Origin of the sequence: Deinococcus misasensis DSM 22328 (assembly GCF_000745915.1) — a bacterium.
In the GTDB taxonomy this organism is placed as follows: Bacteria; Deinococcota; Deinococci; order Deinococcales; family Deinococcaceae; genus Deinococcus_C; species Deinococcus_C misasensis.
This window is the reverse complement of sequence record NZ_JQKG01000013.1, coordinates 91096-112014: the sequence shown is the minus strand read 5'-3', so window position 1 is coordinate 112014 and position 20919 is coordinate 91096. Positions and strand designations below refer to the sequence as shown.

General features: G+C 55.6%; 20 protein-coding genes. 10 read left to right on the top strand and 10 right to left on the bottom strand.

Going from position 1 to position 20919, the window contains the following annotated elements; all coding sequences use genetic code 11:
• The first annotated feature begins 179 nt into the window (after positions 1–179).
• Entirely contained in the window at positions 180–506 is a 327-nt protein-coding gene (locus Q371_RS10490; RefSeq protein WP_034339943.1) for an FKBP-type peptidyl-prolyl cis-trans isomerase, read from the top strand.
• A gap of 73 nt (positions 507–579) precedes the next feature.
• Positions 580–3090: a DNA polymerase I gene (gene polA, locus Q371_RS10485; RefSeq protein ID WP_051964071.1), complete on the top strand. Its 2511-nt coding sequence runs from the start codon at positions 580–582 to the stop codon at positions 3088–3090.
• A gap of 204 nt (positions 3091–3294) precedes the next feature.
• On the opposite strand, the gene Q371_RS10480 is transcribed toward polA, so the two are convergent.
• Positions 3295–4872 carry an ABC transporter permease gene (locus Q371_RS10480; protein ID WP_034339941.1) on the bottom strand — a complete coding sequence of 526 codons (1578 nt, stop codon included), beginning with the start codon at positions 4870–4872 and terminating at the stop codon, positions 3295–3297.
• Positions 4869–5612, bottom strand: a complete 744-nt coding sequence (locus Q371_RS10475) for an ABC transporter ATP-binding protein (protein WP_034339938.1) — start codon at positions 5610–5612, stop codon at positions 4869–4871. Before Q371_RS10475 ends, Q371_RS10480 begins: the two co-directional genes overlap by 4 nt.
• A 143-nt stretch (positions 5613–5755) precedes the next feature.
• On the opposite strand from Q371_RS10475, the gene Q371_RS10470 reads away from it, so the two are divergent.
• A complete protein-coding gene (locus tag Q371_RS10470) occupies positions 5756–7192 on the top strand; it encodes a S8 family peptidase (protein WP_051964069.1) in 1437 nt (478 codons plus the stop codon).
• Positions 7193–7316: 124 nt separating this feature from the next.
• Entirely contained in the window at positions 7317–8630 is a 1314-nt protein-coding gene (locus Q371_RS10465; protein ID WP_034339935.1) for an acetyl-CoA hydrolase/transferase family protein, read from the top strand.
• A 110-nt stretch (positions 8631–8740) separates the two neighbouring features.
• Here Q371_RS10465 and Q371_RS10460 read toward each other — a convergent pair whose 3' ends face one another.
• Both Q371_RS10460 and mobA read right to left on the bottom strand, forming a co-directional pair.
• Positions 8741–10612, bottom strand: coding sequence for a S9 family peptidase (locus Q371_RS10460; RefSeq protein ID WP_034339932.1), 1872 nt, complete (start codon positions 10610–10612; stop codon positions 8741–8743).
• A gap of 57 nt (positions 10613–10669) precedes the next feature.
• Positions 10670–11221, bottom strand: coding sequence for a molybdenum cofactor guanylyltransferase (mobA, locus tag Q371_RS10455; protein ID WP_034339929.1), 552 nt, complete (start codon positions 11219–11221; stop codon positions 10670–10672).
• A 309-nt stretch (positions 11222–11530) separates the two neighbouring features.
• Between mobA and Q371_RS10450 the strand changes: the two genes are divergently transcribed.
• From Q371_RS10450 to Q371_RS10440, 3 genes are read left to right on the top strand one after another with little or no spacing between them, the layout of a single operon-like run.
• Entirely contained in the window at positions 11531–12061 is a 531-nt protein-coding gene (locus Q371_RS10450) for an RsmD family RNA methyltransferase (RefSeq protein ID WP_034339926.1), read from the top strand.
• Between the two features lie 54 nt (positions 12062–12115).
• Positions 12116–12604 (top strand): pantetheine-phosphate adenylyltransferase, encoded by a 489-nt coding sequence (gene coaD / locus Q371_RS10445; protein WP_034340026.1) that lies wholly within the window; start codon positions 12116–12118, stop codon positions 12602–12604.
• A complete protein-coding gene (locus Q371_RS10440) occupies positions 12601–12954 on the top strand; it encodes a hypothetical protein (protein WP_034339922.1) in 354 nt (117 codons plus the stop codon). The genes coaD and Q371_RS10440 overlap by 4 nt, the downstream gene beginning before the upstream one ends.
• 46 nt (positions 12955–13000) lie before the next feature.
• Here the strand turns inward: Q371_RS10440 and Q371_RS10435 are convergent, their stop codons facing one another.
• The 5 genes from Q371_RS10435 to Q371_RS10415 all read right to left on the bottom strand — a co-directional run bounded on the left by Q371_RS10435 (position 13001) and on the right by Q371_RS10415 (position 16684).
• Positions 13001–13450, bottom strand: coding sequence for a DinB family protein (locus Q371_RS10435; RefSeq protein ID WP_034339918.1), 450 nt, complete (start codon positions 13448–13450; stop codon positions 13001–13003).
• 78 nt (positions 13451–13528) lie between these two features.
• Positions 13529–14086: an AAA family ATPase gene (locus Q371_RS10430; RefSeq protein WP_034339915.1), complete on the bottom strand. Its 558-nt coding sequence runs from the start codon at positions 14084–14086 to the stop codon at positions 13529–13531.
• Between the two features lie 3 nt (positions 14087–14089).
• Positions 14090–14902, bottom strand: a complete 813-nt coding sequence (locus Q371_RS10425) for a DUF72 domain-containing protein (protein WP_034339908.1) — start codon at positions 14900–14902, stop codon at positions 14090–14092.
• Between the two features lies 1 nt (position 14903).
• Positions 14904–15311: a gamma-glutamylcyclotransferase family protein gene (locus Q371_RS10420; protein ID WP_034339905.1), complete on the bottom strand. Its 408-nt coding sequence runs from the start codon at positions 15309–15311 to the stop codon at positions 14904–14906.
• A gap of 119 nt (positions 15312–15430) precedes the next feature.
• Entirely contained in the window at positions 15431–16684 is a 1254-nt protein-coding gene (locus tag Q371_RS10415; RefSeq protein ID WP_051964063.1) for a glycoside hydrolase family 18 protein, read from the bottom strand.
• A gap of 558 nt (positions 16685–17242) precedes the next feature.
• On the opposite strand from Q371_RS10415, the gene hisF reads away from it, so the two are divergent.
• From hisF to glpX, 3 genes are all read left to right on the top strand, one after another.
• Entirely contained in the window at positions 17243–18016 is a 774-nt protein-coding gene (hisF, locus tag Q371_RS10410) for an imidazole glycerol phosphate synthase subunit HisF (RefSeq protein WP_034340023.1), read from the top strand.
• Positions 18013–18675, top strand: coding sequence for a bifunctional phosphoribosyl-AMP cyclohydrolase/phosphoribosyl-ATP diphosphatase HisIE (gene hisIE / locus Q371_RS10405; RefSeq protein ID WP_034339903.1), 663 nt, complete (start codon positions 18013–18015; stop codon positions 18673–18675). The genes hisF and hisIE overlap by 4 nt, the downstream gene beginning before the upstream one ends.
• A 244-nt stretch (positions 18676–18919) precedes the next feature.
• Positions 18920–19891 (top strand): class II fructose-bisphosphatase, encoded by a 972-nt coding sequence (gene glpX / locus Q371_RS10400; protein ID WP_034339901.1) that lies wholly within the window; start codon positions 18920–18922, stop codon positions 19889–19891.
• Here glpX and Q371_RS10395 read toward each other — a convergent pair.
• Positions 19888–20919: a M48 family metallopeptidase gene (locus Q371_RS10395; protein ID WP_051964059.1), complete on the bottom strand. Its 1032-nt coding sequence runs from the start codon at positions 20917–20919 to the stop codon at positions 19888–19890. The two genes, glpX and Q371_RS10395, sit on opposite strands and share 4 nt — an antisense overlap.

The window sequence follows — 20919 nt, the reverse complement described above, 5'->3', positions numbered from 1 at the left end:
CCCCATCAGGTTTGGCAGGCTCAACCGACTGGAAGAAGACTTTCCTTCTGGCTGACGGCTGAACGCTAAGGGCTGACGGCTCTTTCTGTTTGTATCGCCCGAACAGCAACTTTGCGTCTACCCTGTGAGGGAATGGCAGGAGGAACTGCCTGTGACGGCTTCCATGATAAACTGACCGAATGTCAGGACTGATTGTTGAAAAACTGCACGAAGGAAATGGCCCCCAGCTTCAGAAAGGCCAGATGGTCAGCGTTCACTACACCGGAACCCTTGAGAACGGTCAGAAGTTTGATTCTTCTCTGGACCGGGGTCAGCCTCTGGAGTTTCCAGTGGGTGTGGGTTACGTGATTGCTGGTTGGGATCAGGGCCTCCTGCAACTGAAAGTCGGCGACAAAGCCCGCCTGACCATCCCCGGCGATCTGGCTTATGGCCGCCACGGGATTCCCGGCGTGATTCCTCCCAATGCCACCCTGATCTTTGATGTCGAAGTGATGGGCGCCAAATAAACCCGAGCTGCACCCTTTTCCCCTCCTGAGCAAGGAGGGGATTTCTTTCATGGCTTCCTGATACAATGGGATTATGTCTGTAACGAATTCTTCAGGTGCAGCAATCAAGAAAATTGTGATTGTGGACGGTCACGCTCTGGCGTTCCGTTCTTACTTTGCCATCAATGCACTCACCAACTCGAAAGGCGAACCGCTGAATGCGGTGTTCGGTTTTCTGAAGACCATCACCCGACTCCTGAAGGACGAGGGGCATTGCATTCTGGTGACCTTTGACATCGGGCGCACCTTCAGGCACGACCAGTACGAGGGGTACAAGGCCGGACGGGCCGAAATGCCTCAGGATTTGCCCGGACAGATCCAGAGGATCAAACAGGGCCTGGACCTGATGGGCATTCCCCGTTTTGAGCTGGAAGGCTACGAAGCAGACGACATCATCGGCACACTGGCCAAAAAAGCCGAGGCCGAAGGTTATCTGGTGCACATCCTGACCAGCGACCGCGATTCTTACCAACTGATCAACCAGAACGTGCAGGTGATCCGCAGCGACTGGTCCCTGATGACCGAAACCGGAGTGCAAGAGAAATACGGGGTCACGGTGCAGCAATGGGTGGATTTCCGCGCCCTGATCGGGGATCCCAGCGACAACATCCCCGGAGCCAAAGGCATCGGAGAGAAAACCGCAGCCAAACTGCTGCAAGAGCACCACACGCTGGACGCCATTCTGGAGGCCGCCAAGAACGGAACCCTCAAACCACCCAAAACCGCAGAGAAGATTCTGGCCAGCCACGACGATGTGCTGTTCTCCAGAGAACTGTCCTGCATGGTCACCAATCTGGATGTCCAGATCGACTTTTCTGAGGCCCACAAACGGTCCATGCAGGAAGATGACCTGCGCGATTTCCTGAACGAACTGGAATTCCGTTCCATGCTGAAAGAACTCGGGGTGGCCAGTCAAGCCGCTGCCAAGGTGGCCACCGAGTGGCAGGATGCCCCTCAGGGAGCAGTGTGGGCTTTTGGGGTCAGCAAGCTGCACGACCTGAACGCCGAACTGAAAGCCGTTTCCTACGCCACCGAAGAAGCCGCTTACATGGCCCTGCCCCCCAGCTTCAGTGTGCTGGAAGGGCAGCAGGATGTGAAGGCCGCCAATGCCAAGGAACTCACCACTCTGGCCACTTTGAACGGGGTGACTGTGGACCCCGGCGACGATCCCCTCCTGATGGCTTATGTGCTGGATCCCAATTTCACCAGTCCTCAGGATGTGGCCCAGCGGTACCTGCATCTGGAGTGGCCTGATGATGTGGCCCAGCAGGCCAGCGTCACCCGCAAGATGCTGGAAGCTTTGCCCCCACTGTTCAATGCAGAACAAAAAGCCCTGTACGAGGACCTTGAAAAGCCATTGATGTGCGTGCTGGCCAAAATGGAACTGAAGGGCGTCAAGCTGGATACGGCGTTTTTGAAGGGCCTCTCGGAGAGCGTGGGGCAGCAGCTTCGCAATCTGGAACAGGCCATTTATGGCTTTGCTGGCCGAGAATTCAATGTGAATTCCAGAGACCAGCTGGAAACCATCCTTTATGATGAGCTGCAACTGGCCTCTGGCAAGAAAACCAAATTGACCGGCAAGCGCTCTACAGCAGCCAGCGTGCTGGAAGAACTGCGTGAAGAGCACCCGATTGTGGGCCGTTTGCTGGAATACCGCGAGATGGCCAAACTGAAAGGGACGTACCTCGATCCCCTCCCCTCTCTGGTGCATCCCAAAACCGGACGCCTGCACACCACCTTTGCCCAGACGGTGGCCGCCACTGGTCGCCTGAGCAGCCTGAACCCCAACCTGCAAAACATTCCGGTGCGTTCAGACCTCGGGCGGGAAATCCGCAAAGGCTTCATTGCCGAGCCCGGCAACGTGGTGATGACCGCCGATTACAGCCAGATCGAACTGCGGATTCTGGCCCACATCTCGGGCGATCCCAGCATGATTGATGCCTACCTGCACGATGCCGACATCCACCGCAGGACCGCAGCCCAGATTTACAACATCCACGAGGAGTTTGTCTCTCCGATGCAGCGTCGGGCTGCCAAAACCATCAACTTCGGGGTGCTGTACGGCATGAGTGCCCACCGCCTGACCAACGAACTGGGCATCAGTTACGCCGAGGCCAACACCTTCATCCAGAGGTACTTCAGCATTTACCCCAAGATCCGCGAGTACATCGAGAGCACCCTCGAATTCTGCCGGGAACACGGGTACGTCCAGACCCTGCTAGGCCGCAGAAGGTACATCCCCGAGATCCACACCAAAAACAAAGTGGCCCGCGAAGCCGCAGAACGGGTGGCCTACAACATGCCCATTCAGGGCACTGCTGCAGACATCATCAAGAAAGCCATGCTGATGCTGGACAGTGCTCTGGAGGGCACCGGAGCCAGCCTGACCTTGCAGGTTCACGACGAACTGGTGCTGGAAGTCCCCGAGGACAAAGTGGATGAAGTCAGCCAGATTCTCAAATCCTGCATGGAAGGGGCTTTTGATTTGAAGGTCCCCCTGACGGTGGAAGTCGGGGTTGGGAAAAGCTGGTACGAGGCGAAGTAAGCGGTCAGCGATCAACATTCAGCCAGACCACAAAACGCAATTGCACTGTTTTCAGCAAACAGCAGAAATGTTGCCTTTCCCAAATGGGAGAGGCTTTTTATCGTGTCTGACTGAACAAGAAGCTTTGTCTCTGGTGGAGGTTTTTTGAAACAGGAGGATTCATCTCAATCTTCCTGTTTCACTGTTAAAGGCAGCAATGTCTTTTCAATATCCCAGAGCGCTTGCTTTCCCCCGATTCAACAGGGCCAGCACGAGAGGAAAGAAAATCCCCACGCCCAGAGCGATCAGGGTCCATTTGGTGCTGCCCTGCCCGTAAGCTGCGATGGCTCCGGCCCAACCCATGTAGGTGATGGCCTCCATGAAACCCTGCAAGGGGTCGCCCTGTCCTTTGCCACTTTTGTTCATCAGGTCTGCACGGCGGATGGGTTTGGCCCACCACATTTGCATCAGTGCAATCAGGGTGAGGCAAATGACCAACGCACCTGCACCCAGCACCATCAGCATGGGTTTGCCACGAGCCAGAAACAGCACCAGTGGCACAAAAACCACCAGCATGGGGGCCAGCACCACCCACATTTTTTGACGGCGCAAATGGCCCACAGGATGGGGAGACATTGCCAGCAAATCGGGTTGGTCTTCCGCTGCAATGAACACCCGTGCCACCCATGAAGCGAGAGAACTGGCTGCCAGCACCACCCCAGCCACCCAGAATGCAGGGTTCAGCAAGGCTGCGAAGGCATTGGCCTGTCTTGCGCCAGAGTTCATGCCGAACATCATGAACATCAAAGGAACCAGATACACCACCTGCAAGACCAACTGGGCCAGCAAAGCAGGATCCCGCAAAACCAGTTTCCATTCCTTGGACCACAGCAACAGCAATCCTCCTGACCGGAAAGGCGCTTGCTTCAGGTTTTTGAGTCTGGGTCGGTTGAATCCACTGGCTTCGCTGGCCCCTTTCAGGTAAGCCCCGTGGGTGATGGTCACCATCAGGGTCAGCACTGCCAAACTTCCTGCAAGCACCATCAAAGTGGGCAGGGGTTCCAGCCACAGGCTGCGGGCCCAATACCAGAGCAGCGAGGTTTCAGGCAATGCAAGCAGGCTCTGGTAGGTTTGAACCACCCATTGGCTCAGGTTTTGCATCCAAGCTGGGGTTGATCCTGCACGCATGAAGTTCTGAAGCTGTGACACCATGAACATCAAGCCACCAAAAACAAAAGTGGTCACCTGCACGATGGTGCGGGTTTTTTGCACCCCAAAAGCACGGACCAGAGCAAAACTGATGCCCACACTGACGGTGGAAACCACCATTCCAAGGGTCAGGAACCCCAGAGGCAAACCCAGCAGGTGCCAAGAACCCAGCATCAGGCCGATCAGGGCCACCAGAAATCCAAAGGTCACCCACCACAGGCTGACGGCCATCACCACACCCAGCACCCGGACCGCAAAAATGCTGCGGGTGCTGACCGGAGAAGACACCAGCAGGTCCAGATCTTTGCGTTCAAACATCACCTGCACACTGGCCTGCAAGCCGGTCATGAACATCACCACAAACAAAACCCCACCCACCAGAGTCAGAGGCAAAGCCAGTGTGGGCGAGAGGGTGGCAGGCATGGAAGTCAGCACATCGTTGTATTCACGCAAAAAGTTCCAGAGGGTTCCTGCACCGATCAACACGATCAGGACCAAAACCCCAATGGCCCATTTCTGGCTGCCTGACAGCAGGTTTCGAAAGTACAACGTCCATTCAAACTTGAGGAGCCACAGCACACTGCCCGGCTTCACTGGGCACCCACCAGATCCAGAAACACATCTTCAAGGGTGCCTTCGGTGTCGCCGCTCTGGGTGCGGAGTTCTTGCAAAGTGCCTTCGGCAATGATCTGGCCCTTGTTGATGATGGCGATGCGGTCTGCCATGCGTTCTGCGACCTCCAGAATGTGGGTGGTCAGCACCACAGTGTTGCCCTCTTTCACGAACTGGGAGAGCAGGTCTTTCACCTGACGGGCTGCAGCGGCATCCAGTCCGGTGAGGGGTTCATCCAGAATCATCAGTTGAGGCTTGTGAATCAGGGCAGCAGCCAGAGCCAGCTTTTGCTTCATTCCTCTGGAGTAACTTTCCACAAAGGCGTGGCGGTGGTCCCACAAATCCAGCCACTTGAGGAGTTCCTGGGCCTCCTGATAGGCATCAGAGGCAGACAGGCCCCACAGACCTGCCACAAATTCCAGATGCTCCATCGGTCGGAGTTTGCCGTACAGCAAAGGCTCATCTGGCAGGTAAGCCAGAGGACGCTTGGCCTGCTGGGGTTGGGAGACCACACTCTGGCCCAGAATGCGAACCTCGCCAGCATCCGGGATCAAAAGACCTGCAATCATGCGCAGGGTGGTGGTTTTTCCAGCCCCGTTGGGACCCAAGAGACCAAACATCTGGCCTTTCTGGATGTTCAAGGAAAGTTGATTGACCGCAACAAAATGACCAAAGGATTTCTTGAGATTCTGCAATTCCAGCGCATAAAGGGAATCTGTCATGTCATCTCAGGTATACGACATTTGAGGGGGCTGTGTTTCTGACCTTAAGCCTTTTTTTAGACATTCCCTTTCTGACCCTTCCTGAAGCAAACCTTTAGGGTCCCGTGTCCTTTCTCACTGCCTGTCTTCTTATAACAGAAAGCATGAAACTGACACCGATTGTGCTCACTTCTCTGCTGCTCGCAGGAGCAGCCACCGCCCAGAACAAGAACAAAGAGGTTGTGACCAAAAAGAACCCCCATGCCCGCACCCAGACGGTGGGTGTGGTGCCTGGCCAGTTGATCGTCAAATTCAAGAAAAAAGGCAACGCCAAAGGCATCTTCAAGCAACTGGAAAAAGCAGGCATCAACCTGACCCCCATCCGCGAGTTGGGAGATGGTTCCTTTCTGGTGCAACTCGATGAAGGCTCTGGATTGTCCCTCTCTGTGCTGGGTCTCGATGTCAAAGCTGGGGGCAGCGTGATTGAGGCTCTGGACAAGAAAACCCGACAGGCCCTTGACAAGCTGAACAAGTTCTTCGACATCGAGTATGCCGAACCCAATTACGTGTTCAAGCCTGCTGCTGTGCCCAACGACCAATTTTACAGCCTCCAGTGGCACCTTCCCAAGTTGAACCTGCCCAAAGCCTGGGATTACACCAAAGGCAGCAATGTGGTGGTGGCCGTGCTGGACACCGGTCAAACCAAACACCCTGATCTGATGGGCAATTATGTGGCTGGCTACGACATGCTCTCTGACCCCAAAATGGGTGGAGATGGAAACGGACGGGACAGCGATCCCACCGATGTGGGCGATGGTGGCACCTGTGATGATGGTTTCACCTATGAGAACTCATGGCACGGAACCCACGTGGACGGCATCATTGCAGCATCCACCAACAACACCGAAGGGGTTTCTGGTGTGGGCTGGAGCAGCAAAATTCAGAACGTGCGTGTGCTCGGGAAATGCGGGGGCTCCATGGCCGACATTGCCGACGGCATCCGCTGGGCTGCAGGCATGAGCGTGCCTGGCATGCCCGCCAACACCACCCCTGCCAAAGTCATCAACATGAGTCTGGGAGGCTACACCGGAACCGCCTGCCCGGTCACCTACCAGAGTGCGATCAATGATGTGGTGGCCAGAGGGGTCACGGTGGTGGTTGCAGCAGGGAACGATGGCAAAGACGCCTCGGGTTCTTCCCCTGCCAACTGCAACAACGTGATCGCAGTGACAGCCGTGAACATTGACAACACCAAAACCTACTACGGCAACTTCGGCAGCAAAGTGACCCTTGCAGCAGCAGGTGGAGACACCACCCGAGACGACAACAACGACGGCTATGGGGACGGGATTCTGTCTGCCCTGTGGAGCCCAGATGGCAGCGAGTGGTACTACGCCTTCATGGAAGGCACCAGCATGGCCACCCCTCAAGTCTCTGGTGTGGTGGCCCTGATGTACAGCCTGAAACCCAAAATCACCCCAGCACAGGTGAAAGACATCCTGCGCAAATCTGCCACGGCCCTCCCTGCTTGCACCCAAGGGTGCGGAGCTGGACTGCTCAATGCTGGAAAAGCGTTGGAATTGACCCGCGCCCTTCCCTGAGAAAACTTCCTCTCAAAGCAGGATTTGATTTAAAGGACCCGAGCATTTCGGGTCTTTTTTGCTGGTCAGAATCAGGACAATTGCCGTCCATGAAAAGCTTATGCTGGGCTCAAAGGAGCCAATCATGCATGCCCTGAGCGTCACCCTTGAAGAGGCAGCATCGTGGATTCAACCGTATGCACGGGTGTTTCTGTCTGGCAATGCTGCCACCCCAACCCCTTTTCTGGAAGCACTGGAATCGCATTTGCACAGCTTGAAAGGGGTGGAGTTTTGCGGTCTGCTGCAAATGGGAACTGCACTGAAACCTGTGGCAGGCTCCCCTTTCCATTACCGCAGTTTTTTCCTCGGGCCACATGACCGGATGGGCATTGGCAACGGGGTGGTGGATTATGTGCCGATCTTCCTCAGTGAGATTCCCAAACTGATCCGCTCGGGGCACATCCCTCTGGATTGGGCCGTGGTGATGGTGAGCCCCCCTGACCCGCACGGCTACATGAGCCTCGGGACTGAAGTGATCGCCAGCAAAGCCGCTGTGGAAAATGCAGCACGCACCATCGCCCTGATCAATCCACACATGCCCAGAGTGCACGGGGATGCGTTCATCCACATGTCTCAGGTGTTTGCGACTGTGGACATTGACCATCCATTGCCCACACTGGAAGAAATTCCTTTCACCGAAGTGGAACAGAAACTCGGGCACAACATTGCCAGCCTGATTGAAGATGGAGACACCCTGCAACTGGGCATCGGCAACATTCCCAACGCGGTTTTGCATGCTTTAAAAGGCAAAAAAGACCTTGGGCTCCACACCGAGATGGTGTCCACGGCCATTCTGAATGCCCTCAAAGAAGGGATCATCACCGGAAGCCGCAAAACCCTGCACCCCGAGAAAATCATCGGCACCCTGATGCTGGGCTCCAGAGAACTGTACGACTTTGCCCACGACAACCCGCTTCTGGAAATGCACCCGAGCGATTACGTCAACAACCCGATGGTGATTGCCCAGAACCGGCACATGGTGGCCATCAACACCGCTCTGGAAGTGGACCTGACCGGTCAGGTGTGCGCGGACTCCATCGGAACCCGCATGTACTCGGGCTTTGGAGGGCAACTGGATTTCATGCGGGGAGCAGCCATGTCCGAGGGGGGCAAACCCATCATTGCGGTGACCTCCACGGCCAATGTGAAAGGGGTCATGCATTCCAGAATCACCCCCTTGCTGAAACCGGGCTCTGGCGTGGTGACCACGCGGGGCGATGTGCGTTATGTGGTCACCGAGTACGGCATTGCAGATCTGTACGGCAAAACCCTCTCTGAGCGTGCGGAAGCCTTGATCCATGTGGCCCATCCCGATTTCCGGGAAACCCTCCACAAAGGGGCATGGGACCGGGGCCTCTTCCCAAGGTCCATGCATCTGGGCCTGCAAACCCAGCGTTAGTGCATTTGACAGAACAAGAGCTTGTCCCCCTGTGAATTTTTTTGAAATGGGAGGATTCAAACGAATCCTCCCATTTCACTGATCAACGCATTAAACGTGCATAAATTGGCTCATAGGGGACTGAGCCAGTTCAGGTATTCCTGCAAACGCACCATCCGGCGGTCCGGACGGCCCGAGCGGGACAGTTCGTGGTTCTCCTCTGGGAAGCGCACGAAGCGCGTTTCAATGCCAAGGGTTTTCAGGGCATGGTACCACTGCTGACCCTGCTCCAGAGCACACCTCAAATCCTGTTCACTGTGGACCACCAGTGTGGGGGTTTTCACCTGCGAAACGTATTTGATGGGACTGCGGTCCCAGAGCACTGCAGGATCACCCGTATAGGGATTGGCTCCGATTTCGTGCTGTCCGAAATAAAAACCAATGTCTGAAGTCCCAGCAAACGACACCAGATTGGACACGCAACGGTCTGTGATGGCCCGCCTGAAGCGGTGGGTGTGGGCCGTCAGCCAGTTGACCATGTACCCGCCGTAACTGCCCCCCACCACGGCCATGCGCTCAGGATCAAGCTCCTGAAACTGCGCCAGAGCCCCTTCCAGAAACGAGAGGATGTCTTCGGCGTCGATGGTGCCCCAGCGGCCTTGAATGGCCCCAGAGTGGCTCTGACCATACCCTACACTGCCCCTCGGGTTGCAATAGAGCACCGCATAACCCTGCTGGGCCAGCATCTGAAACTCATGCATGAAAGCGTGCCCATACGCCATGTGTGGCCCACCGTGGATGCTGAGAACCACAGGCAGAGGGCCTGCTTGCTCGGGTTTCAGGAGCCAACCCTCCACATTGCCCACCCGCAAAGAAATGGGCTCAAGGATGGGCCAATCCACCAGCAGGCTGCCTTGCTGGGAAACCGGGGTCACCACACCATCCTCCCAGAGGTACACCTCGGGAAGTTCGGTGGCGCACTCCTCGATGAACGCCACTTTGCCCTGCGACACATGAAAACCCGCCATCACTCTGGCATGGTGGTGCAGCACAGGGGTCACCTCGCCAGAGAGTTTCACCTGAAACAGACCCGAGGATCCGCCCAGGGTGTAAATCGCCAGCAGGGTTCGGGCATCCAACCACTGGGCTCTGGTGTTGTAAACCCCGTACAGGGCATCGCCAGTCACATAATTCCCTGCAGGATAGTCAAAACCCTCGTCAAGACGTTTGCAGGCCCCATCCCAGTGGTAATGGTACAGGTGTCCATCGTGCCAGCTCTGGTCTTTGCGGAGCACCACAAACCCAGAGCCATCCGGCTGAATGCTCAGTTGGGAAAAGTCAGAAGTGGCGGTCATCACCTGCTCGGGTTGCCTTTTGAGGGGTTGGCGGTACACACACAGGCATGCAGATGCCAGATCCTGAGCGGTGGGGGCAGAGATGTAGGCCACACCAGAGCCGTCAGGCAGCCACTGGTAATCGTGGATGTCCACGGTGGTGCTGGTGAGGATTTCCTGCTCACCGGTCAGCAGGTGGAACAGGTGCAACTGGTCGGGTTGCTCGGGCAACAACCCCTCTGCATTGAACTGGTAACTGGCCGAGGAGGTCACAAAAACCGTCTCATGGTCTGCCTTTTTCAAGCTTGCCATAAAGGACAGGGCTTTGCCATCCGGGGTCCACTGCAAACCCCAAGGGGCAGCCTCCAAAGCCGTGAGCTTGCGGGCTTCTCCGCCTTGCAAATCCAGCAGGTGGACCTGAGACGATCCAGAGCGGTTGCTGATGAACGCCAGTTTCTGCCCATCTGGCGAAAACCGTGGAGAGGTGTTCTGGTCCTCACCGTGGGTGAGTTGCAACAGTTGACCCTCCTGCCAGAGGTACAGGTTGGACACATATTTTTTCTGCAAAGGGGTGGAATGAACAAAGACCACTCTGGCCCCACACACCTGAGGGTCAGAAACGAAACGCAAGTCGAGCAGGCTTTGAGGGCCGGACAGGTTGTTGTGCATGTCTGATTTTCCCATGACACGGTAAATGAAATGTCAGATGCCGGTCAATTGGGTGGGTCAGCTTTCCATCAGATCGAGGGTGTCCTGAGGGGTGTTCACATTCTTGAAGTGGTGCTGGGGCACGCCTGCCAGCGTGTGGTACAGCAATTTCTCTTCGATGACCCGCCGAATGCCATAACGCCGTTCTTGCAGAGCGGCTTTCAATTCAGGCAAGGCACTGACATGGTAAGCCGCAGCCAGAACCTCCATCCTGCCCTGCTCATTGAGCGGCACCACCACCTGAACATCTGGATGCAAATGGTGGTTGAGGTGGCTCCAGTAATGGGCATCCAGCTGGGGCATGTCCACGCCCGTGAAAAACACCCAGCCGTTCTCAGCATGCTCCAGAGCTGCCACCAGTCCTGAGATCGGTCCCACACCCGGAGCAGGATCAGGCAGGGTCTGCCAGTTTCGCAGGGCATAAGGGCCAATGATCAACCTCTGGTTGCAGGCGTGCAGGTTGCGGGCAGCCACTTCCAGAAGGGTGTGCTGTCCAACCCGATACAATGCTTTGTCTGACCCGAATCGCCTGGATTTCCCTCCGGCTGTGATCGCAGCGGTGATGTGCATTGTTTTATTTTATGGGGTTGGGAGGATGAAAAGTAAAGGTCATTTGCAGGAGGGGGGTGATGGAAAGCAGCCGAGCGCCGAGGGCATAGAGCCGAGAGCATCCTGCAATTCGTTACAGAAAATGGTCAAGGAAAACGTTTGTAAGGGCAACGGAATCAAAAAGCACATTCTCATGGCAATACAATGGGCAGTTTTCTGTTTTTGCCATGAAGAAATACCTTGCTTTCAAAGCCCAGACCAGAGCCTTTCTGGCCCTCAGCCCTCGGCCCTATGCCCTCGGCTTTCCTGCCTTCTGCTAAGATCTGCAATATGTCGAACCTCAGAATCCTCGGGGGAAGTGCCAAGGGCCGGACTTTGATCGTGCCTGCCACTGCTGTTCCCACCGGAGCCAAAGTCAGAAAAAGCCTCTTTGACATCCTTGCCCAACACTACGGTGAGGACAGCACCTTTCTGGACCTGTATGCCGGAAGTGGTGCGGTGGGACTGGAGGCAGCCAGCAGGGGATTTCAGGTGACGCTTGTGGACAACAGCAAAGGGGCCGTCAGCATCCTGGACAAAAACGCCAGAGCCCTCAACCTGAGGGTCAAAATCCACCTTGGGGATGCCAAGTATTACCTGAACCGGGTGGGGCCTCAGGACGTGGTTTTTGTGGATCCGCCTTATCCGATGGACATCCCACAGATTGCTCTGGACGTGCTGCAACATGCACCTGTGCAGGAAGATGGGGTGGTCATCGTTCAGCATCCAGACAAAACCCACCTGCCCGAGCATGCAGGGTTCACCTTGGACCGCCGTGAATATGGCAGCAATGCACTGACGTTGTACTGGAAAGACAGCTAGGACTTGCTACACCGCTTTTTTTCGTGATTTAGTGAGGTCATCATGATTCAACCCATCAAAGCGGTTTTTCCGGGCTCTTTTGATCCCATCACCAATGGACACATGGATGTGCTTTCCAGAGCGTGCAGGCTGTTTCCGGAAGTCACTCTGGCCGTGTTGCAAAACCCCCGCAAGGTGTCCAAGCACCTGTTCACCATTGAGGAACGGCTACAAATCCTCAGAGATGCCACGGCCCATTTGCCCAACGTGCGCGTGGAGGCTTTTGGAGGTCTGCTGGTGGATTACATGCGCGAAACGGGTGCCACGGTGATCTTGAGGGGCTTGCGTGCCGTTTCGGATTACGAGTACGAGTTGCAAATTGCCCACTTGAACCGCCAGATGAATCCCGATGTGGAAACCGTGTTCATCATGGCCGCCACACGCTGGTCTTATGTGAGTTCCAGCATGGTCAAAGAAATCGCTTCTTACGGCTCCCGAGAGATCACCAAAATGGTGCCCCCAGCCAGTGCAGAAGCCCTGTTCAAGAAATACGCAGAGCAATGAACCTGACCCCTGGTCGGGCCAGAGCAAAGACCCCTCCACTGGTGTGGGTCGGTTTTGGTCTGCTCTTGCTGTTGGGTTTTGGCGCCATGTGGTGGCCTTTGCTGAACACGCAAAAGCAAGACCCTGTGCAGGATTTTGCCCATCGGGTGCTTGAATCGGTTCAGAAGTCCAGTCTGCAAGAAACTCCTCTGGATGGTGCTGTGCTTTGCACCGACCCGAGGCTGATTCAGGCCGGTCTTCCTGAGCAGTTGCCCGATACCGTGTCAGATTGCAAGATTCAGCGACAAGCACAGGGCTGGAAAGTGAGGATCAAAGACCAGTCTGGTCAGGCTTTTGAACTTTCCTTGTGAAGCAAAAAGGACGAAGGGGTTTCCCTCCGTCCTTTGATTTTGGAAGTCAGCGCTTCACGAACATGGGCGGTTTGATGCCCACCATCCGGGCCATGAGCCAGAGTTGTCCTTTGTGGTGGATGTCGTGGTCACGGATCATGTGAACCAGTGATCCCAGAGGCATCATCTGGCCTCCGAAAGCAGGCACCAGACGCTGCAAATCTTCGTCGGAAAGGGTGCCCACTCCTGCAAGCAGGGCCTCTGTGTCGGCTTTGAATTTCTCGATGGCTTCTTGAAGGCTCCCAGAGGGGGCGGGACGCTGTGGGGCCTCCCCTTTCATGATGGCCAGCAGCATGCTGGAAGTGCCATTGAGGTGGTCCAGGGTGCCTTTGATGGTCATGCCACCTTCCCATGGGGCAAAGTTCGCATGTTCCTCTGAAAGCAGGGGAAACAGGTCGAGGAGGGCTCCTCTGTGGGCGGTCAGGCCATGAACAAGTTCGGGTGCAGATGCGGGCATGTGAATCCTCCTGTGAAATGGGTCAGGGTCACTTTAGAAGAACCGCAAAGGTTCAAAAGTGACCCAAATTCCATGGTTTCAGGACTGTGTGAGCTGTTGCCCAATGGACTTCAATTGCTCTGGATACGACAGCAGTCCAGAGAGGTGCACCACAGGCACTTTGAACTGTTTCAGCCAATTCTGGTGGAGTTTCAGGCTGCGCATGGTTTCATCAGCGGTGTCGTACTGTGCAGCCCAGTCCATGAATTTCTGGTGGGCCTCATGGAGGTGGCCTCCTTCCGAAATCGCTTCCAGACCGTAACGGCTGATTTCGCGGTCTTTCAGGCGTTGCATGCGCACTTCATGGGGCAGGGTCAAAAAGATGACCAGATCAAACTCGGGAATGAACACATCCCCCCAGCCCACCAGAGAACCGGACAAAATCCACTTTTCGTGGTCCTGAAATTTATAACGCAGTTGTGCCAGACGCTCGGGCACAGGTCGGATGGTGGTGAAAGGCGGGTCGGTTTTCTCCCAGAAATAATCGTCGGTGTCCAGATGCAGGTGCCCGAAATCTTTGCACAGGTTGCGTGCCAATGTGGTGGTCCCGGAACCGGATCCCCCAAGAACGTGAATGTGTCGGAATTTTTGCAGCATGCGTCAGAATAGCCCGGAACCTTTGGGAATCTCAACCACCAGATCGTGCTGCCCCAGCGCATCTTTGAGGGTCTGGTAATTGAACAGGGCATGCCCTTTGGTGGTGTTCTGAAAAAACAAATACAAGGTGTCCACGTCTTTCAAGGCAGCAATCTGTGCTGCGATGTCCTGAATCTCCTCTTCAGAGTAGCGGTAATCGTGGCGGTCCGAAGCGCTCTGGCCTTCCCACCACGTCTCCTGATTGCGTCCGTGCAAGCGGATGTAAGCGGTTCTGGCACTGGCCTGAACCTGATACGGTGGCAACCCATCCATCGGAGGGTAATCGGCGCTGACCCAGAGGATGCCAAGCTCCCTGAAGGCTTCCAGCACCTCATCTTTCAGCCATGAAGCATGCCGGAATTCGATGGCCAGAGGATGCCCTTCAAACGCCGTCACCAGATGCTGCAAGTACTTGCGGTGCTCTGGGGTCCTTTTGAAAGAGTAAGGAAACTGGGCCAGAAAAGGCCCGAGCATCCCGGCCTCGCGGATGGGTTTGGGGCTGAGGATCATGCGCTGCACATCGTCTTCGGTGTAATTGCGTTCGTGGGTGAACACCTTGTTCAGTTTCACCGTGAACATGGTTTTGGCATCGGTTTTTCGCAGCATCCCAGCAAAGGCTTTTTCGCCGGGAATGGCATAAAACGAACTGTTCACCTCTACTGCATTGAAATACCGGCTGTAAATGGACAGGAAATCGGGCTGTTTGGTGCCCTCTGGATAAATCAGGCCCAGCCAATCTTCATTGGTGTAACCTCCGGTGCCAATCAAGAGTTTCAATTCAGTCCTCCTGCCAGACTCCCGAGGGAATGGGGTACACGCCTGCTTGCTGAAGTCTGGACTGTCTGATGTAAATGTAAACGATGCAGTCCATGAAGCTTCCATCTTCCAAATGAACGGTTAAGACCTCACGCCGATAACCCGGTGGGTCCAAATGCAATTCTTCCAACTCATCCAGAATGGGCAGGGCCTGCCCCATGTCGTGGTACCTGAGCACCACCCCTTCAATGTTTCCCTGACCTTCCGTGATGCCGGGGTAAAACTCGGGGGTCAGGCCAAAAAGGTCAAAGCCCTGCAAAGTGGCTTTTCCCACCACATCGTGGGGTCCAGCCTTCAGGGCCACAGGGTAATTGCGAAAACCGGGTTTCAGGGTGCCATACACGAAAACGCAAGCAGGAAGGTCCTTCATTTGGTTCAGAGCATAACATGAATGACCGAAGGCCTGTAGGGGCGAGGCGTGCCTCGCCCTCATCGCGTTAGCCAAAGCCTTTTTTGCTCTCGGCCCTTTGCTCTCGGCAAGCCGCAGGCTCAGGGATTCAACCCCGCATCCATCACATTCAGCAGGCTTGAATCGTCCTGACTGAGTTCCCAGAACATCATTCCGCCCAGCCCGAGCTTTTTCACGTAAGCCACCTTGTCTTGCAGGGTGTCTGGATCATCATAGGCCACAAAAACCCGGTCTTTTTTGCTGTAAAGCCAGACCGTGCGGGTGTCACGGTCGCGGAATTTGCGGTAATTGGGGTTCATTTCCAGTTTCAGGATGTCGGCGTATTTCAGGATGCCAGCTTCTCCCAGAGTGCCCGGTCCAGCACCGTTGTATTTCTGGTACAGGCCGTTGTTTCCGGGTTCCACCTCTTTGTAACTGCGTCCATAGAAGGGCACGCCTACCACGATCTGTTTGGGGTTCACACCCAAGTTCAGCAGGGTCTGTACGGTGTTGTCTACGCTGCTCTGGCCTCCAGAGGGATCCTTGCCCGAGGCATACAGGGCACTGTGGTGGTTGGTGGTGCTGTCCCATGAGCCGTGGTAGTCGTAACTCATGATGTTGATGAAGTCCAGCACATCGGCCAGAGCAGCACTTTCCATGTGTTCGGTCAACAGGGTGGGATTGGCACTTGCAGCAATCGAAAGCTGGTATTCCTGTCCTGTCTGCACAGAGGCTTTGTTGAGGGCTTCTCTGAAATCTTCCATCAGGAGGGTGTAATTCCGTTTGTCGGAGGGGTCCACAATGTTGCCCGGATCTCCTTTGACCACCGGATATTCCCAGTCGATGTCGATGCCATCAAAGACGCCCCGACCATACTCTGGATCGACGCCATCAAACTGCCCGAGGATGAACATGTTCACACAGGAATCCACGAAAGCTTTGCGGCTCTCTGGGGTTCTTGCAGCCACCGAGAAGTATTTCGAGAAGGTCCATCCACCCACCGAAATCATGACCTTCAAGTTGGGATGTTTGGCTTTGAGCTGCTTGATGGCTGCAAAGTTCCCTTTTAAAGCTTTCTCCCCTTCTCCAACCACCCCGAGGTTGCCATTTTGCACATCGGCCCACGGATCGCCCAGCACGCATTTGCCCTCCTGATTGACGTTGGCAAATGCGTAATTGATGTGGGTGATTTTGTCAGCTGGAATGTCCTGCACAAAATAGTTCTTGCCGTAAACCCCCCAAGACGGGTAATAACCGACCACGATGTGCTCGGGCTCGGGGGTGTCGGTGGCCTCCTGTGCCTGTGCCAGAGAAATGGTGAGGACCAGCAAACTGGAAAGCAGTGCTTTTTGCATGAATGTCCTTTCTGCGCATGAAAAGTGCAGAGCGGTGGCGCATGGTTGTGTGTCGAAGCAATGATACCAATTAAATACCAAAATCGCAAAATGGGTAGACAAGTATGATACCAATTTAAGGGTTTCGCCGAGAGCCTTGTAGGGGCTAGGCGTGCCTCGCCCTATTACCGAGAGCCGAGAGCCGAGAGCTGAGAGCCGAGAGCCGAGAGCCGAGAGCCGAGAGCCGAGAGCCGAGAGCATCATGTGATGCGTGGCAGAGCTGGTCAAGGGGATTGAATGTAGGGGCGTAGCGTGCTACGCCCAAGGGGAGGAATGTCGAACAACACCGTGTAGGGGCGAGGCGGGCAGAGGGATCAACTTGCGATCCCTCGTTTTGTACAAGACAGCGTGCTGCGCCCTTGATTGCTTTCGCAAAAGCTTTTTTTGCCCTCGGCCTTCGGCTCTGAGCCCTCGGCTTTCTTTGGCCCTGAGCCCTCAGCCCTCGGCAGGGCGAAGCCCTCCCCCACATGCATACGCAAAAACCCTCATTTCCCTCCCCCGTCCCTTACAATGACTGCTGTGATTACCAAGCGCATCATCCCGTGTCTGGATGTCCAAAATGGTCGGGTGGTCAAGAACGTCAAGTTCTTTGAAAACCACCGTGACGCCGGAAATCCCCTTCTTTTGGCCCAGAAATACGAGCAGGAACAGGCCGACGAACTGGTCTTTTACGACATCACCGCCAGCCATGAAGGGCGCAAATTGATGCTGGAAGTGGCCAAAGACGTGGCCGAAAGCGTCATGATGCCGCTCACCATTGGCGGAGGGGTCAACAGTGTGGAGGATTTCCGCAACCTCTTGCTCTCTGGGGCAGACAAAATTTCGGTGAACTCCAGTGCCATTCGCAACCCAGAGCTGATCCGTGCTGCCTCCGACCACTTTGGAGCCCAGTGTGTGGTGCTGTCCATCGATGCCAAACGCCGCCCGGACGGCTCGGGCTGGAACGTACACCTGAACGGTGGCCGTGTGGACACCGGCATCGACCTGATCGAGTGGGTCCACAAAGGACAGGAACTCGGGGCCGGAGAAATCGTCCTGAATGTCATGGACGCCGACGGAACCCAGAGCGGTTTCGATCTGGTCGCCACCCGCACCGTCAAAGAGAATGTGGATGTGCCTGTGGTGGCTTCAGGCGGAGCAGGCAAGCTGGAAGACTTTTACGATGTGCTCACTGAAGGCAAAGCCGATGCTGCTCTGGCTGCCAGTGTGTTTCACTTTGGCATGCTGTCCGTGCGTCAGGTCAAGGATTACCTGACCAGCAGGGGCATTTCTGTGAGAGGATTTGTGGAATGACCGAGCTGCAAGCTGTAAAAGACCTCAAGTACAACAGTGATGGCCTGATTCCGGTCATCACGCAGGATGCCCGCAGCGGTGAAGTCCTGATGCTGGCATGGGCCAACCCCGAGGCCCTGGAACTCACCCTCTCCACAAAAGAAGGCACCTATTACTCCAGAAGCCGTCAGGAACTCTGGGTGAAAGGCAAAACCAGTGGCCACACCCAGAAGGTGCTGGCCGTCCGTTACGACTGCGACAGCGACGCAGTGCTGTATCTGGTGGAGCAACAAGGTCCGGCCTGCCATACAGGCAAGCAGTCTTGCTTCCACAACCCCTTGATGGAAGAAGAGGGGCACACCCAGCTTGGCTTTGTGGTCAGTGAGGTCTACAAGACCATTCTGGACCGCATCGAGCACCAACCTGAGGGTTCTTACGTGACCACCATGCACAAGGCCGGTTTGGACCGCATCCTGAAAAAGATCCCCGAGGAGGCCGGAGAGGTGCTGCTGGCTGCCAAGAACACGGACCCTCAGGAACTCGCCACTGAAACTGCCGACCTGCTGTTTCACACCCTGTTTGTGATGGCTGAACTCGGGGTGAAACCCGAGGACATCGCAGGCGTGCTCTCCAAGAGAATGGGGAAAAGTGGACTCAGGGGTCCCAAACCTGTGGGTTGATTGCTGCGTTCTTCGTCAGGGCTACTGACAAAGGAACACCCACCCAGACGGCGAATTTTCACGAACTTCTGAATTCAGTCCAGAGCCCTTGCTCTGGATCTTTTTTTGTGTTGCCACAGATGCAATCCGGATTTGTATACAGCTTCTGAGGTCACACAGGTAAACCGGAATTCAGGTAAAACAGTGTAGTACACACCTGCACCGTAAACCGCTTGAACCCCTTCCAAATGTTACAACCGCAGGTATGGAACGTGCTCTCGTTTTGGATACCGTCCGCGTCACCGAACAGGCCGCCCTTGCCGCCAGCCGCTGGATTGGCAAAGGAGACAAAAACGCCGTGGATGCTGCTGGCACCGATGCCATGCGCAGCGTCCTCAATGAACTGGACATCGATGGCACCGTGGTCATCGGTGAGGGGGAAATGGATGAGGCCCCCATGCTGTACATCGGGGAAAACCTCGGGCAGAAAACCAAGCACTCCCACAAAGTGGACATCGCTGTGGATCCTGTGGAGGGCACCAGCGCTGCTGCCAAGGGCCTGCCCAACGTGATCGCCGTGATTGCCATGAGCGAAAAAGGAGGCCTCTTGCACGCCCCTGACGTATACATGGACAAACTGGTGGTGCCTCCACCCGCTGCCGGACAGGTCAATCTGGACTGGCCTGTGGAAGCCAACCTCAAAGCTCTGGCCATGAGCTTGCAGCGCAGTGTGGAAGACCTCTTGATCGTGGTTCTGGACCGTGAACGGCACATCCCCCTGATCCAGCAAATCCGCAGTGCTGGAGCCAGAGTGAAACTGATCAACGCCGGGGATGTGATTGCAGGTCTGGCGGCAGCCATCCGTGGAACAGGGGTTCACGCCCTGATGGGCTGGGGAGGGGCACCAGAGGGTGTGGTCACTGCTGCAGCCATGAAGTGCCTCGGAGCGGAATTTCAGGGCCGTTTCATCGCCGAGAACGACGAACAACGCGAACGTTTGAAACTCATGGGCGTGTCCACCGAAAAAATCTACAAAACCGGAGACCTTGCGCCCGGCGACCACATTGTTTTCAGTGCCACAGGCATCACCGATGGGGATTTGCTGCAAGGGGTCCGGCCCTTTGGTGGAGGGGCCAGAACCCATTCCATCGTGATGGGTCACTCCACTCGGGTGGTGCGCTTCATTGACTCCATCCACCTGCAAGACAGCAAAGCCCGAGTGGTGGTGCGGGTTTAAGGTTTCAATTTCTGCAACATCTGGATGCGGTCCTGAACGCCCGGATGGGTTTGCAACAACGACAGGTCTCTGTCGGTACCCGCATCTGCCACCAGCCTCTTCAGCATGTCCTGAAGGGGCTTTGTGGTTCCCCATTTTTGCAGCATGTACTGTCCAGCAATGCGGTCTGCTTCGGACTCGAAAGCTCTGGAATATCCGTTTTGAATCAGCACAATGGGCACCGTGGAAGCCAGAGAAGTCGGCGAGGTGAAATCCCCGAAGGCCAGAGACACCACCAGAAACACCCCCATGCCCTGATACACGCTTTTCATGGTGTGCCTCTGGGTGACGTGGGCAATTTCATGGGCCAGCACACCCAGAATTTCCCGGTCGCTCTGGGCCAGTTTGATCAGGTCATCGGTGATCACGATGTCTCCAGAGGGCAACGCAAAAGCATTAGCACCCAGCAGTGAACTGGCATAAAAGTGCAACTGGTAAGGGTAATTCTCTCCGATGTCGGAAGTCATGCGCTGAAATTCCTCTGTCAGGCTTTTCTGGCGCTTGGTTGGAACTTTGCTGGGCTGCAAGTACTGCTTTTGAAGCAATTTCAGGGTCTGGTCTCCAACCGAAACCAGCACAGGCAAAGGGGTGGCTTCCGCGGCTTCTCTGGCAATGACGGGCAAACCCAACCGGAAAAACCCCAGCAAGAACACCCCGAGCACCACAAATCCGGTCAGCACCCATTTCCAGTTGCGTTCAATGGCATCCACCCAGCGCATGCCGGGATTGATGCGTTTTGCCACTTCGAGGGCCTGAATGGCCTGAAAATCTTCGGTGATGAGGCGGCCTCCGCCCTGTAAGTTGAACATCCTGCGGGTTTTTCCCAGAGGAGGCTGCAACTGCCATTCTCCCATCTTGAAAACCAGATGGTGTTCAGGACCCTGAATCTGCAGGTGTTGACCGTCCCATTGGGCCTGAACTTCGTGGGCTCTGGAACTCTGGCCGTCAAAATACGTGGCCACAAAAGTTTGAACTTGCATCTCTGACAT

Bases quoted from the DNA above. Each gene is read 5' to 3' on its own strand.
- Q371_RS10440 (WP_034339922.1), top strand. From the start codon at position 12,601: ATGAACCTGACCCCTGGTCGGGCCAGAGCAAAGACCCCTCCACTGGTG.
- Q371_RS10395 (WP_051964059.1), bottom strand. From the start codon at position 20,919: ATGTCAGAGATGCAAGTTCAAACTTTTGTGGCCACGTATTTTGACGGC.
- Q371_RS10450 (WP_034339926.1), top strand. From the start codon at position 11,531: ATGTCGAACCTCAGAATCCTCGGGGGAAGTGCCAAGGGCCGGACTTTG.
- Q371_RS10470 (WP_051964069.1), top strand. From the start codon at position 5,756: ATGAAACTGACACCGATTGTGCTCACTTCTCTGCTGCTCGCAGGAGCA.
- Q371_RS10475 (WP_034339938.1), bottom strand. From the start codon at position 5,612: ATGACAGATTCCCTTTATGCGCTGGAATTGCAGAATCTCAAGAAATCC.
- Q371_RS10415 (WP_051964063.1), bottom strand. From the start codon at position 16,684: ATGCAAAAAGCACTGCTTTCCAGTTTGCTGGTCCTCACCATTTCTCTG.
- Q371_RS10460 (WP_034339932.1), bottom strand. From the start codon at position 10,612: ATGCACAACAACCTGTCCGGCCCTCAAAGCCTGCTCGACTTGCGTTTC.
- mobA (WP_034339929.1), bottom strand. From the start codon at position 11,221: ATGCACATCACCGCTGCGATCACAGCCGGAGGGAAATCCAGGCGATTC.
- Q371_RS10430 (WP_034339915.1), bottom strand. From the start codon at position 14,086: ATGCTGCAAAAATTCCGACACATTCACGTTCTTGGGGGATCCGGTTCC.
- Q371_RS10490 (WP_034339943.1), top strand. From the start codon at position 180: ATGTCAGGACTGATTGTTGAAAAACTGCACGAAGGAAATGGCCCCCAG.
- Q371_RS10465 (WP_034339935.1), top strand. From the start codon at position 7,317: ATGCATGCCCTGAGCGTCACCCTTGAAGAGGCAGCATCGTGGATTCAA.
- glpX (WP_034339901.1), top strand. From the start codon at position 18,920: ATGGAACGTGCTCTCGTTTTGGATACCGTCCGCGTCACCGAACAGGCC.
- Q371_RS10420 (WP_034339905.1), bottom strand. From the start codon at position 15,311: ATGAAGGACCTTCCTGCTTGCGTTTTCGTGTATGGCACCCTGAAACCC.
- polA (WP_051964071.1), top strand. From the start codon at position 580: ATGTCTGTAACGAATTCTTCAGGTGCAGCAATCAAGAAAATTGTGATT.
- hisIE (WP_034339903.1), top strand. From the start codon at position 18,013: ATGACCGAGCTGCAAGCTGTAAAAGACCTCAAGTACAACAGTGATGGC.
- Q371_RS10435 (WP_034339918.1), bottom strand. From the start codon at position 13,450: ATGCCCGCATCTGCACCCGAACTTGTTCATGGCCTGACCGCCCACAGA.